Source organism: Methanomassiliicoccales archaeon LGM-DZ1, assembly GCA_030168595.1.
GTDB lineage: Archaea > Thermoplasmatota > Thermoplasmata > Methanomassiliicoccales > Methanomethylophilaceae > Methanomethylophilus.
The window spans coordinates 850,040-863,669 of the sequence record CP115556.1; the positions used below are offsets into that span (position 1 = coordinate 850,040).

Annotated in this window: 13 protein-coding genes; 8 read left to right on the plus strand and 5 right to left on the minus strand. The window is 59.2% G+C overall.

The annotated features are described in order from the left end of the window. Positions 1–3: 3 nt before the first annotated feature. Positions 4–2,421 (plus strand): DNA polymerase II, encoded by a 2,418-nt coding sequence (locus tag O8W32_04080; protein WII10003.1) that lies wholly within the window; start codon positions 4–6, stop codon positions 2,419–2,421. Between the two features lie 384 nt (positions 2,422–2,805). On the opposite strand, the gene O8W32_04085 is transcribed toward O8W32_04080, so the two are convergent. Beyond that, entirely contained in the window at positions 2,806–3,669 is an 864-nt protein-coding gene (locus O8W32_04085) for a class I SAM-dependent methyltransferase (GenBank protein ID WII10004.1), read from the minus strand. Continuing rightward, entirely contained in the window at positions 3,666–4,415 is a 750-nt protein-coding gene (locus O8W32_04090) for an ABC transporter ATP-binding protein (protein WII10005.1), read from the minus strand. The genes O8W32_04085 and O8W32_04090 overlap by 4 nt, the downstream gene beginning before the upstream one ends. Before the next feature lie 85 nt (positions 4,416–4,500). Between O8W32_04090 and O8W32_04095 the strand changes: the two genes are divergently transcribed. Together O8W32_04095 and O8W32_04100 are read left to right on the plus strand one after the other, a co-directional pair. Continuing rightward, entirely contained in the window at positions 4,501–5,922 is a 1,422-nt protein-coding gene (locus O8W32_04095; protein WII10006.1) for a hypothetical protein, read from the plus strand. 32 nt (positions 5,923–5,954) lie between these two features. After that, positions 5,955–7,049: an iron ABC transporter permease gene (locus tag O8W32_04100; GenBank protein ID WII10007.1), complete on the plus strand. Its 1,095-nt coding sequence runs from the start codon at positions 5,955–5,957 to the stop codon at positions 7,047–7,049. 44 nt (positions 7,050–7,093) lie between these two features. Here O8W32_04100 and O8W32_04105 read toward each other — a convergent pair whose 3' ends face one another. Continuing rightward, entirely contained in the window at positions 7,094–7,432 is a 339-nt protein-coding gene (locus O8W32_04105; protein ID WII10008.1) for a hypothetical protein, read from the minus strand. A 482-nt stretch (positions 7,433–7,914) separates the two neighbouring features. On the opposite strand from O8W32_04105, the gene O8W32_04110 reads away from it, so the two are divergent. After that, a complete protein-coding gene (locus tag O8W32_04110; GenBank protein ID WII10009.1) occupies positions 7,915–8,538 on the plus strand; it encodes a 50S ribosomal protein L15e in 624 nt (207 codons plus the stop codon). A 161-nt stretch (positions 8,539–8,699) separates the two neighbouring features. Beyond that, positions 8,700–9,428 carry a DUF169 domain-containing protein gene (locus tag O8W32_04115; GenBank protein WII10010.1) on the plus strand — a complete coding sequence of 243 codons (729 nt, stop codon included), beginning with the start codon at positions 8,700–8,702 and terminating at the stop codon, positions 9,426–9,428. A 7-nt stretch (positions 9,429–9,435) separates the two neighbouring features. On the opposite strand, the gene O8W32_04120 is transcribed toward O8W32_04115, so the two are convergent. Then, the gene (locus O8W32_04120; protein ID WII10011.1) at positions 9,436–11,028 is read right to left on the minus strand and encodes a glutamate synthase-related protein; all 1,593 of its coding nucleotides are present in this window, start codon (positions 11,026–11,028) and stop codon (positions 9,436–9,438) included. A gap of 47 nt (positions 11,029–11,075) precedes the next feature. Then, positions 11,076–11,951 (minus strand): THUMP domain-containing protein, encoded by an 876-nt coding sequence (locus tag O8W32_04125; GenBank protein WII10012.1) that lies wholly within the window; start codon positions 11,949–11,951, stop codon positions 11,076–11,078. A 158-nt stretch (positions 11,952–12,109) separates the two neighbouring features. Between O8W32_04125 and O8W32_04130 the strand changes: the two genes are divergently transcribed. The 3 genes from O8W32_04130 (at position 12,110) to O8W32_04140 (ending at position 13,620) form a co-directional block, all read left to right on the plus strand. Continuing rightward, positions 12,110–12,439 (plus strand): hypothetical protein, encoded by a 330-nt coding sequence (locus tag O8W32_04130; GenBank protein ID WII10013.1) that lies wholly within the window; start codon positions 12,110–12,112, stop codon positions 12,437–12,439. Between the two features lie 87 nt (positions 12,440–12,526). Then, positions 12,527–13,354: a sulfite exporter TauE/SafE family protein gene (locus O8W32_04135; GenBank protein ID WII10014.1), complete on the plus strand. Its 828-nt coding sequence runs from the start codon at positions 12,527–12,529 to the stop codon at positions 13,352–13,354. After that, complete coding sequence (locus tag O8W32_04140; protein ID WII10015.1) at positions 13,351–13,620, plus strand: DUF1634 domain-containing protein; 270 nt, start codon at positions 13,351–13,353, stop codon at positions 13,618–13,620. The genes O8W32_04135 and O8W32_04140 overlap by 4 nt, the downstream gene beginning before the upstream one ends. Positions 13,621–13,630: the final 10 nt, after the last annotated feature.

A 13,630-nucleotide genomic window follows, 5' to 3' on the forward strand; every position in this document is an offset into this window, starting at 1 on the left:
CAGATGGGGACATACGACGTCAGGCTGATAAGCGCCTCCTACTCCTCCGATGAGAACGGGGAGCCGTACATAGAGCTCTTCGGCAAGACCCGCGACCGGCGTTCCGCGACCCTCCTGGTGTACGGGTTCGAGCCGTACTTCTACGTGGAGGACCCGGTAGAGTACATCGAGAAGGGCCTGAAGGAGGACCAGGACGTCAGCTCCGTGTCCCATACCGTCCTGGAGGTCGGCGGGAAGCCGCACGACTGCCTCAAGGTAGTATTCAAGAGCCCCTGGGCCGTCCCCGGGCACCGCAGCCGCCTGTCCCCCAGGTTCAAGGTGCTGGCCGGCGACATCCAGTACCACGACCGCTACATCTACGACACCGACATGGGCGCGTGCATACGCGCGACCGGTACGGAGACGGAGGGGACGAAGTACTCCACCGACATAGTCCTCCGGATGGAGAGCTTCGAGAACCTCGAGCCGTTCGACCCGGGGCTGAAGTACCTCTCCTTCGACATCGAGAACAGCATCTCCGACCAGCACATCTACTGCATCTGCACCGAGGTCTTCGAGAACGGGAAGTTCTCGGTCCCGGAACCGATATGGGGGGCCGAGAAGGACATCATCGCAGGGTTCGCCCGCCTCATACAGGAGGAGGACCCGGACGTCATCACCGGGTACAACATCGACAACTACGACATCCGCAAGATCATGGAGCGCGCCGAGGCCCTGAAGATGAAGGACGCCCTCCCCTGGGGGAGGGACGGAGGCCAGCCCAAGCTCTTCTCCGAGCGCTTCTGGAGGGTAAAGGGCAGGCTCATCGTCGATGCCTGGTGGGCGGCCAAGAGGGAGCTCCGGCCGAAGCAGGAGACGCTCAACGCCGTCTCCCTGCAGGTCCTCGGGGAGCAGAAGCTCGATGTGGACCCGGGCCACATGGACGAGGAGTGGAACAAGAACCGGGAGAAGGTCCTCAGCTACTGCGTGCAGGACGCCAATCTGGCACTGCGCATACTGCTGAAGGTCGAGACCGTCCGCAAGGCCCTGGACCTCGCGGCCGTCTCCAAGCTGCCGGCGGAGGACGTCCTGGTCTCCGGGACCTCCACCCTGGCGGATTCCCTACTCATCCGCGCCGCCGACAGGCACGGCGTCGGCGTGCCGATGAACGGCAGGCGCCGGGCGCAGCGCGAGGACAGGATCGAGGGCGGCTACGTGCACACCATGAAGCCGGGGCTCTACCACTGGGTCGTCGTCCTCGACTTCAAATCGATGTACCCGTCGCTGATCATCGCCAACAACATCTGCTTCACCACCCTCAGCGACGACGGCGAGATCGCCGCCCCCTCGGGGGCCCGCTACATGTCCCCCCAGCGCAAGCGCGGGCTGCTGCCGGCCATCCTCTCGGGGCTGATGGAGCAGAGGGACTCCATCAAGAAGCGCATGAAGGCGACCTCCGACCCAGAGGAGCATGACTACCTGAACGGCCTGCAGGCCGCGGTGAAAGTGGTCATGAACACCTTCTACGGCGTCTTCGCCAGCGATTTCTACCGCTTCACCGACAAGAGCATCGGCTCGTCCATCACCAGCTTCGCCAGGTTCTACATCACCGGGATCATCAAGCAGCTCGAGGCCGACGGATACCCGGTGATCTATGGGGACACCGACTCGGTCTTCGTGCTCTCGCCCTACCATGACGTCGAAGGGGCCGTGAAGTTCGGGAAGGAGCAGGCGGACAGGTTCTCCAAGGACGGCAAGACGCTCGAGTTCGAGAAGCTGATGGAGCCCATGTTCTCCCACGGGATGAAGAAGAGGTACGTCGGCCGCATCATCTGGCCCGAGAAGCAGGACGAGCTCCTGGTCCGCGGGTACGAGATCAGGAGGTCGGACTCCTTCGACATGCAGAGCAGGGTCCTGACGAAGCTCTTCGAGATGATACTCGACGAGGACACCGACGGAGCGCTGAAGATGGTCAAGGATTCCATCCGCGACCTGATGGCCGGGAAGGTCCCGGCCGGAGACCTGGTCATCTCCCGCACCTGCAAAGGGCTCGATGCCTATGAGAACCCCGAGAGGATGGCCAACGTGCAGGCCGCCAGGAAACTGGTCGCCAAGGGCTACAATTTCATCCCGGGGATGAAGGTGTCCTGGATCGTCACCGATGCCTCCAAGACGCCCCAGGAGGTCGAGCCCTACGTGAGCGGGGCGCCGTTCGACGCCGTCCCCGACTACCGCTACTACGCCGAGCGCATAGCGCAGATGGCCTCCAGGATCACCGAGATCTACGGCTGGAAGGAGGAGGACCTGCTGGCAGGGTCCCAGCAGACCACGCTGCTGGAAGGCGGGTCTTCGCCGGAGAAGCCGAAGAAAGTGTCCAAAGGCAGCGCCAAAGAGAAGGCCGGCGGCGGGAAGACGGCATCGCTCGACAGTTTCTTCAGCTGACGGCATCAATAATCTTTTGACAGCAGGAAGTCCTTCAGCAGAACGCATCTGATGCCGATGAGCACCTTGGCAACGGAACTGCCGATGAACGGCATGATGCGTTCGGCATAAAGAGGGCGCGGAATCTTGTTCGCTATTTCCTGATATCAGGAAATACATGCTGAAAACTTACTGTGTTTCCTGAATTCGGGAAATCATTGAACCAGAACCCTGCGGCTTTGCGACAACGCCGGCAGCCAGGCGGTTCCGGATTCATCAATAATCCTTGGATGCCGGGAACTCCCCGAACGTCGTGAACGTGATTCTTCATGCATCTTTCCCAGAACAACAGTCCCGCAGGCATGATTCACTCCGGAAGACGGCATCGCGGCAGCCATTTCATGATCAAGATTGCCGCAGCTGCGGAATATGCCAGACAAGCATTCCGAGCGTCAGCCTGCGACACTGCTTCACTTTACCTCCGGAAACGTGCGAATCCACCACATCCCCAGCGATACGCTCCAGTTCGGGAGTTACCGTGCGGTAATTCGCCATATAGCGCAATAACGAACCTAACGCCTCTTCGCGGGTCTGGACTGTCTCGGTACGGCTTGAATAGAACTTCATCTTGGGAGAACGGCCTCTCATTCTGAGGAACTCGTAAGGGTAGTGGGTATCGTATCCGCAGAAAGAACAGTCGAGCCCCAGCCTCGACCACACTTCCAAGGGCATCCACGGAACCGGATCGGCAGACGATACGTAGACGCACCATCCGCCCGAGAAGCACTCCATACGCAGGATTGACGCCGGGTCATTGAGCGCGGGGCATAGCGATGAGAAAACGACATCGTACGGCTCCGACGGCTTCATGTCTTCCCATGAAACTGTTTCCCCCGAAACATTTGAAATGCGCAATCTGGCACATTCAGCCTTCAAACGCTCTATCATCCCAGGGCTGGCATCAGTGCAGTGCACCGAGCGGACCGAAGGAGAGAAAAGGATATCGTACAGGCCCGGACCGCACCCGATGTCAAGCACCTCGGATTCGGGACCGAGGATACCGTCTGATATCAGGTCTTTCGCGATTTCATCTCTGATCGAGGCATACTCGATGCCCTTGTAGTTCTTCGAGGAACGTTCCCAATTCTCATTGATTCTCTTCTCGTCGAGCCCCTCGACGAAGAACGGATGGCGCAGCCTGTCGTGCTCCCAGTCGGCAAGGAGATCTTGCTCAGATGCCCATGTTTTGTTTTCGAGATACGCCGTCAAAGGACGATCACCCTGGGGCGACCGTAATTGCGGTCGATGATGACATCGACGCCGTAGACCTCCTTTACGATCTTGGGAGTTATCACATCTTCAGTCTTCCCGGCTGCGACTATGACCCCTCCGTCCAAAATCACCGCCTTATCGCAATATCTCATGGCAAGATCCAGGTCATGGATAATGGCGATGGCTCCGATTCCCCTGCTCCCGACAAGGTCCTTAACAGTGTTCATGACCTCCAGCTGGTACTTCACATCAAGATTGCTGGTAGGCTCATCGAGAAGAAGAATATCGGCCTCCTGCGCAATAGCACGCGCCATTAGGACTCTCTGGGTCTGTCCGCTGCTGAGGCTGCTGAAATCTTCTGCAGCTAGGTCCTTGACGTTCATTTCCTCCATGGCGGCCCAGGCTATGTCCCTGTCTTTCTGCCCGTACTCCCACTTGATATGAGGGCGGCGGCCCATGAGAACAACTTCGTAGACAGTAGGCGCAGTCATGGAGTCGACCTTGTTCTGAGGGACATAGCCCATGCGCCTGGCCATCTCCAGCCTGGGCAGGGACCGGACATCCTCTCCGTCCAGAAGGACATGCCCCTGCTGCGGCTCCAGTATGCAGTTGATGCAGCGCATCATGGTTGTCTTCCCAGAACCATTGGGGCCCAATATCCCCAATATTTCAGAAGGATCGAGTTCCAGATCTACGCCTTTCAGCACCGGCTTGCTACCGTAACTGAATTCCACGCTGTCCATCCGCAGACGCATACCTGGTTATGCTTTTTTTCTTATTTCATATTTCATCAGTGTTACTTTTATATGTATTAATAATACAGTGATTATGAATTCAAAACTTATCGCAGTCACTGCCGTCGCCGTGATAATCGTCGCATCGGCGGCAGCGGCCATCATCGTATTGAATGACGATGATGATGAGAAAAAGGATTACAAGATCGATACCAAGCTCGAAGTCTACGGAAATGCGGACGGAGATGATGATGTCGACTCTGATGATGCCGACCTCATCCAGCAATGGATCGATGCGGTAAACTCCGATGACAATGACAAGCAGACAGAACTGAAACAGATGATTAACCTCGATTTCGCAGATGCAGACAATAACGGGACCATCGATTCCAAGGATGTCGAGCAGACAAAAGCGATCGCAAACGGAGAGGCCACCCACCTGTGGTTTCAGGATGGCATCCAGAAAGATCGTGATATGGACATCGGAGACAGCATCCAGAAGGTCGGATGCGAATACTTCACAGGCGTCGAGACCATGCTCATCCTCGGCCTGGCGGACAAGATTGCCGCAGTCGATTTCGCTCCGTGGCAGTACCTGGATTTCTATTTCACCGATGACCAGAAGAAGAATATCTCGAACCTCAACAACATGAACGAGCCCGACTATGATGCCGTGAACAAGCTAAACCTCGATGTGCTGCTAATCTTCTCATCGACAGCCAACTATGAAGCGAAGCAGGACAAATTGGTTGGAACGGATGTCCTCTACCTGGGACTGTACAACCCGGACATCATCAACACGCAGAGCTCCTCATTCATACAGGGCATCCTGAAGGCAGGGTACATCTTCGGAGCTGTCGACAAGGCCAGAGCCTACACGCAATGGATCCTGGAATACAGGGACAAAATGCTGAGCATAGAGGAATCCATCCCCGAAGCTGACAAGCCTGTAGTGCTCATGTCCAACTACACGCAGAGCTATTTCTGCACCGGCGCTGGAGACCAGGTCCCGGCATACACTCAGAACGACCCCCTGGGACAGGCAGTCATTCTGGCCGGAGGGATCAACATACACGAGAAACTGGGAACGGACTACGGTTCGAAATACTCTGTCAAAATCAACCTGGACAGCCTGTTCACAGAAGCAGGAACCGTAGATTACATCTGCCTTCATAATGTGAAGTACACATACGGCGGAATGACAATGGCCAGCACTCCTGCCCACGGCTATCTCCAGGATGACGATACCGAGTTCAGGAACGCCATCGACATTGCGCTGGGACAGTCGTTTGTCACCACTGAGACCGTTGCGATGATGGCCGGCGATTTCAGGAACGGATGCACGGGAGGTGTGCTGCTCGCAGCCTATCTCGGGAATCTGATCAACCCCGAACAGTATTCCAGCATCGACCCCGTTGATATGCACAACGAATATGTCAAATTCCTCGGAATAGAGGGATATGACGTCGGAGAACACGGAGTGTTCTTCGAATACGGGAAGAACCCAACCTCCTGATCGGAGAACGCTGCACCGCGGAGTGTTGATCGATGCTGTCAGAGAAGCTGTTCGGAAAGCCCGAGACCGATGCGGAAAGAGAGAGCATCAGGCTCGGGCGCAGAAAACGGCTGCTTTACATACTCATTGTGACAGCAGCCATGCTGCTGCTGTCTGCATACTCCGTGACAGTGTCATCTTCCGGCATAACAGCATCTGAGGTCTACCAGGTATTCATCAACAAGATATGGCCGGGCGACGATCCGTTCGATATCGAATGGAGGCGGCAGGAGATAATCTGGAGGGTGTATTATCCCCGCGTCCTGATTGCCATGTGCGTAGGCGGCACTCTTGCAATCGGCGGAGCCATCGTGCAGACCATTCTCAAGAACCCCCTTGCCACACCTTACACCCTCGGCATCTCATCCAGCGCCGCTTTCGGTGCCGGCATAGCCATTATTTTGGGACTGAACATCGCCAATGATGGCATCTATGGGATAATGGTCAATGCATTCATATTCTCCCTGATCCCGGCAGGCGTCATTCTGGCCGTCAGTTTCCTAAAGAATGTGAACGCGACCACCCTGATACTCATCGGCATCTGCATCTCCTACACTTTCAGCGCCGCCAATACGCTGATGCAATACTTCGGCGATGCCGATGCTGTCAAACAGGCCATGTTCTGGACCGTGGGCGACCTAGACAACGTCGTCATCGGTCAGGTCAAATACGTCTTTGCGGACCTCCTGTTCGCCGTGATCGCCTCGATGCTGCTTGTGAATAACATCAATGTGATGAGGATGGGCGACGACACCGCTACCTCGCTTGGAATCAATGTGACCAGAGTGAGGCTCGAATCGATCATACTGGCCTGCCTGATCACGGCAATAGATGTCAGCATCGTGGGTGCAATAGGTTTCGTTTGCCTGCTCGCGCCCCAGATATCCCGCATCTTTGTCGGGAACGATATGAAATACCTGATTCCGGCCTCGATGGTGACCGGATCCCTTATCCTCGTATTGGCCGACTATATAGCGAAAACGGTGATCAGACCGATAATGCTCCCTGTGGGCGCCATCACCGCAGTGGTGGGAGCACCCGTCCTGATCTATCTGCTGATCCGCAACAGAAGCAGAACGATTGGCTAATTCTTACCAATCGGGAGCGCAGCGACCTCTGAGTTCACAGATTATCAGTAATCCTTCGATGCCAGGAATTCCCCTAACATCCTGAACCTGAACCCGCACATATCAGCCGTAAGGGAGATCGGCTCCAGGGACACGATGTGCTTCGGGAAGAAGTCCGGAGCGTACCTGAATGCGGCCAGTTCCCTTTTCGCGTTGCCGTCATCGAGCTTCTGCACCGTGCGGACGTATATCCTCAGGCCGTTCCTGATGCCCATGAGGGAAACGCGGACGCTGCCGGCATAGGCGTCGAAGACCGTGTACCCCCGGCGGGCCAGTTCCGCAGCGATGAAGCGCTCGGCATCCTCGGGACTTAATGCTTCATTATCCGGAAACGAAGCGGGCAAATACCTGCTCTTACCTGAAATGGGCTTCCCTGACTCTATGTCGAATGCTTGAATTTTCAAGTACCATGTGTATTCAGAATCGGAACTCATCATTCGCCTCCGCACAGTTGTCTGAGGCCTCGAAAGATTTGGTGAAGCAATAATCTGAAGCAATTTGCAATTTAAAAGAAATTCAGACATCTGGCACATGCAATCGCATTGATGATTTTTAAGATTCTTCGGTTGTTTGTGGAGTTTTCCTTCGGTTGTTTGACGGAAGATTCTTCGGTTGCCTCCCCGATTTGTAGGAAGATTCTTCGGTTGTTTGTGGAGTTTTCCTTCGGTTGTTTGACGGATGGCCCTTCATCCGTCTGCCGGATCCCCCGCGACCGCCGCCCCGCGCGCGGGTGTCTTTTAAATAAGGGGTAAGCATCGGACATGGCACGGGATTCCGTTCCCGTCGGAAATGTACCGTCTAACGGCGAATCCGGAAGGTGATTATCATGGCAGAAGAATCTACCGAGAAAAAGGCCCCCCAGGGCAAGAGCATGTACAAGTACATCGCCGAGGCCTGGGCCGACAGCAGGAACACCTATGTGAAAGCCCTCAACCAGGAGAGGCGCATCAAGTGGAGGAGCGAAGAGAACTTCCTCCGCATCGAGAAGCCCACCAGGCTCGACAGGGCCCACGCGCTCGGCTACAAGGCCAAGCAGGGATACGTCCTCGTCAGGGCCAAGGTGAGGAAGGGTGCCTACCGCAAGAGGCACATCAACACCGGAAGGAGGGCGAAGAGGAAGGGAGAGGAACAGCTCATCGTCAGCAAATCCCTCCAGTCCATCGCCGAGGAGAGGACCCAGAAGCGCTATCAGAACCTCGAGGTCCTGAACTCCTACTGGGTCGGAGCGGACGGACAGAACGAGTGGTACGAGATCATCCTCGTCGACCCCGCATGCCCTGTCATCCAGCATGACCCCAAGATCAACTGGATCTGCAACAACAAGCACAAGAACCGCGTCTACCGCGGACTGACCGCGGCCGGAAGGAAGGGACGCGGCCTCCAGAACAAGGGTCACGGCGCCGAGAAGGTCAGGCCTTCCGGCGGTGCCAACGGCAACAGGAACAACTGAGTTCCCTGCCCCGCCAAACTTCTTCCCCGTCCCCTTTACGGGGCGGGTTTTTCTTTCGTTCGATTTGATGGCTGCAGGTGGCTTGCAGGCTTCGGCGCCTGTCCGATCCGCGTCCGGCAACAGTTTTAACGCCGCTCCATGTTCTCATAGCGGGATAATCAATGGACCGCATCGCCGCCGCACTTGAACTGACCGTCAGACCTGTCGCGATATACCGCTCCGCGGAGATCCCCGCGGATGCCGATGTGCCGCAGGGCCACTGCTCCATTCCCCCTCTCCTGCTGAAATGTGCCAGGACCGGGAAGAAGTGTGCCGCCGACAAGGCACACATCTATTGCCACGGGGCGGTCAGCGGGTTCGGCTTTGGCGGCATCCCCGACAGGGAATCTACGGCCTGCGCCATGTCCACCGGCGTTCCCGGGTCAAAGCATCCCGCCAAGCTGCATTTCAGGAACCCTGACATCGCGAAGGCCCGCCTCTCCGGGATCCCGGACATCGGCGACGGGAACGACGCCATAGTCTTCCAGGACCTCGGAGAGGCCGAGGCCGAGAAGAGGCCCGTGGAGGTGGTCGTCTTCATCGCCGACCCGACGAGGATCTCGGCTCTGGCACAGCTCGCTTCCTTCGGCTACGAGGGCGAGGGGCAGGCAGTGATCATGCCTTACGGGCACGCCTGCCAGCAGATCTACGCCATCCCCGCCGGAGAAGGGATGAAGGAGCACCCCCGCGCCGTGGTCGGCTTCACCGACCTTTATGCGAGGCGCTACATCGACCGCGATAAGATGACCTTCGCCGTGCCATACAGCCTCTATCGGAGGATGGAGGCCGATGTGCCCTCGTCCTTCATGGGGGCCGAGGGCTGGAAGGACACCCTCGGCAGATGCCTCTGACCGGCGGTCAGGCGTGCCTGATCCCGGTTGCCGCGGCGATATCGCTGTCCGTGGTGCAGAGGTCGTCGAGACCCAGATCATGGATGTCGTCATGGCCGGTGACCCTGGCGAAGACCCTGAGCTCCTCGGAGAGCGCTTTGAGGTAATTCCCCACGCGGACCGCTCCCTTGGAGAGGTCCAGCCTCGATTCGAGCTCCGGGTCCTGGGTGGCGATGCCCATGGGGCAGCGGCCGGAACCGCAGGCCCTGTACCTCTGGCACCCGAGGGCGATGAGCGGTCCCGATGCGAGCGCGACGGCGTCCGCCCCCATGGCGATGGCCTTGGCGCAGTCCCCTCCGGTCCTGAGGCCGCCCGTGATGACGAGCTCCTGGGTCATCCCGTGGGCGTCCATGTACCTCCTGGCGCGGGCGAGGGCGTAGACCGTGGGCACCGAGGACGCGTCCCGGAGGAACTTGGGCGAGGACCCGGTGGCCCCGCCCCTGCCGTCGATCGTGATGAAATCGCACCCGGAATGAGATATGAACTCCAGGTCGTCCTCGATTCTCTCGGCGGCGATCTTGACCCCTATCGGTTTGCCCCCGGTCCTCTCCCTGAGCGTCGACACCATGTCCCTGAGGTCCTCGGGGGAGTTTATCTCGGGGAACCTCGACGGGCTCTGGATGTCCTGCCCCGGAGGCTTCCCGCGCATCTCTGCTATCGCAGGCGTGACCTTGGCGCCCGGAAGATGCCCGCCCATGCCGGGCTTGGTGCCTTGGCCGATCTTGATCTCCACTGCGGAGCATCTCCCGAACGTCGCGTCGCTGACGCTGTACTTGTTAGGGACGTACTCGAAGATGTAATGGTCGGAGGCCTCCATCTCCGCGGGGAGGGCCCCGCCCTCTCCCGAGCACATCGCGGACCCGGCGGCGGAAGCTCCCATGGCGAGAGCGGTCTTCGCCGTCGCGGAGAGCGCCCCGAAGCTCATGTGGGATATGAAAATCGGATTGTCCAGGACCATGGGCCTGGCGGCCGAGGTTCCGATGACCGTGCTTATGTTCACCGGGGCGCCGTCGTCCAGGGGAGGATGGGCGAGCTGCCCTCCCAGGATCAGGATGTCGTCGAACTTCGGCACCGGCAGGAGGGTGTCCATGGCCTGCCCGGGACTCTTCCCGGTCGCGGCCATCTCGTGGATCTCGTCCAGGACCCCGCCGTCATGCTTGATCAGGCTCGGATCGAACTCCGAGTCCCGGCCGCCGCCGTGATGCTCGGGGCCGGGCTGCCCGGACTGACCGGAGGGCGGGCAGTCCTCCAGGAGGATGAAGTTCTCCTTCCTCTCGCCGCACATGATGCAGACCCAGTCATCGGGGAGGCTGTCGAAGGGAACGCCCTCGAACGCCTCATCGTAGATCCATCCGCAGGTCGGGCACTGGTAGCGCCTGGGCGCCCTCGGGCCGCCGGAGGCCGCCGGAACGTTTTTCGGCCCGTCGGCGATCCTCTTGAAGGCGCTTTTCGGCGATCCGCAGACGGGGCAGACCCAGTCATCGGGGAGGCTGTCGAAAGGGACCTTCTGATCAGCATCGTCGTAGATCCACCCGCACAGGGTGCACTGGTATCTCGCCATGAGGCCTGATTGGCGCGGCGGTTAATAATGTGAACGACCGGGGAATGTCATTCCGCGGAACGGCCCCAGGAGGGGGATTCCTCCGCCTCTTTCCTGATCGCCGCCACTCTCTCCGCCACCTCGGCATCGGTCATCCCGACGGTCGGGAAGAACGCCGGCCGGTCGCGGGAGGCGGGGTCGAACCCGGCGGCCTCCTCCAGCCCGTACCCGAACACGTACCCCAGGTTGCGCTCGACGCGGAATCCGGGATCGATGACCTTCAGGCGGGGGTCGTACTGCCTGAGCACGCCGAGCCCGTAGTCCCCGACCACGTAGACCCTGCATCCCCTCTTCATCATCAGCCAGGCGCTCAGGAGGCCGCGGTCGTCATCGACATAGGCGACCACCCTCCCCTGGGTGCCCAGGGGCAGGCCGGCATGGGCGTAGATGTACTCCTGGAAGTAGTACGTCTTCTTCGGCCTGACCTCCACCCAGAAGGTGATGTCGGGTTCGCTGAGGTTCACCTTCGGGTGCTTGTCCAGGTTGGCGTCCCAGATGGCGTCGCCGACCTGCCTGGCTATGTCCATGGAGGTGTACTTCTGGCCCCCTTCCCTGCGGGCGCGGACAGCGAAGGTCTTCCCGTCGGCCATGCGCGTCTTGGAGTATTCCGCGAGCGCGGCGCATATCTCCTCCGGGTCGGTGCTGTCCAGTTCCTCGGCGACGCTCAGCGAGGAGACCCCGAAGACCTTCCTCACGGACCTTATGGCCGCCTGGATGTCCCCGGCGGTGATGTAGAAGCGTGCCTGGCCCTTCTCCACCAGGGATTCGACCCCGTCGGCCTCCAGCATCTGCATGAGATTGTCTTTCATGCGGTTCTCCCAGCGGTTGCGGACCGCCGAGCCTTTGAGGCCGATTTCCGAATACCTGATCAGCAGCACTGCCATCGCATTCCCAATCGGGCGGAGGTCTTTCTACTTATCGACCCCGGCCGAGATGATGCGCCGTGCGGACGTTGGATCCGACACCCGACCGTTATTGCAACATGCATCGGATGCCGACGTCCGTAGAACATTGCTTATCGTTCCTCGCGCATAGCCCCGGCATGACCTCGACCGTAAAGGTAAACATGCGCGTCTGCGACAAGAAATGCAGGATCACCGCCACCCACAAGGAGAACGGGGACCTCATCGAGATCGTCTCGGACTGCAGCAAGCTGCAGAAGATGGGGGAGGACCTGAAAGAGGTGTCCTCGGACGATATCATGGACGTATACCACAGCAGGATCATGTCCCCCGAGGTGCGCGGGAACGTCTGCTTCGAGTGCCTCGCCGTGCCGGCGGTATTCAACGCCGCCTGGCTCGAGGAGGGCATGATCTCCAAGAACCTGGCCCGGAAATCCGGAAGCAACTCTGTTGAATTCGACGAGCTCTGAAACGTTTTCCCCCGCCGGGGGGCATCGGGCCCGCTCCCGGCGGAGTTCGCGTCAGTTTATTATCTGTCCCCTTCATGGAGAGGCCCGATGGAACCCTTCCTGCTCCTGGTGCTCATGGTCATCGCGGTCGGCGCGGGCATAGTGGGCGCCCTGTTCGGCCTCGGAGGCGGCATCGTCTTCGTCCCGGTGCTGACGATCCTCTTCGGGCTCGATGCCACCGAGGCGACCGCCGCCTCCCTCGTCGGGATTGTGGCGACCTCCACAGGCTCGGCCACCAGCTACATCAGGAAAGGGATGTCGAACGTCCGCCTCGGGATGATGATGGAGATCACGACGACCCTGGGAGCGGTATCGGGTGCGATAATCGCCGCCTACCTGGACAACACCGTCCTCATCGTGCTGTTCGCCGCCGTGATGCTGTACTCCGGCATCAAGATGGGCCTGTCCCCCGAGAGGCATTATGCCAGCACCGACGAGAAGGACTCCCGGTTCACCTTCTCCTACGTCGAGGCGGGCGCGGAGCCCTCTGAGCAGAAGTACACCGTCCAGCACGTGCGCGGCGGGATGGCCCTGTGCACGGTGGCCGGAGCGGTATCGTCGATGACCGGCATCGGAGGGGGGTCGATAAAGGTCCCCCTCATGAACATCTACATGCACCTGCCCATTAAGGTCGCCACCGCCACCAGCAACTACATGATCGGGATAACTGCATTCTCCGGGGCGGTTATCTACTTCCTGATGGGGGAGATTATCCTAGACGTCGCCGCCGCGGTCGCCATCGGAGCATATATCGGGGCCAGGCTGGGCACCCGCATCAGCTCCAGGATCAACGCCAAGGCGCTCAAGAGGTACATGACCGTGGTCTACTTCTTCATAGCCGCCGTGATGCTGTGCCAGGCAGGAGGGATCATATGAGCCTGAACTCCGACACCTCCAACGTCCTCCACTGGGGGACCCTCATAGGGCTGTCCATCATGTGCGTGGGATTGCTGCTGAGCGTCCTGGACGTCACGGACCTCCTGCTGGCGGCCGGGATACTGGTCCTCATCTTCACTCCGGTCGCCGGGATAGCGGCGGCCACTTACAACCTGAGGAAGGAGCACGATACGTTCTGGACGAGGATCGCCTACGCCCTGTGCTGCGTGATCGTGATAGGCATGCTGGCGACCGTGTTCCTCTGAACCGCCCGCC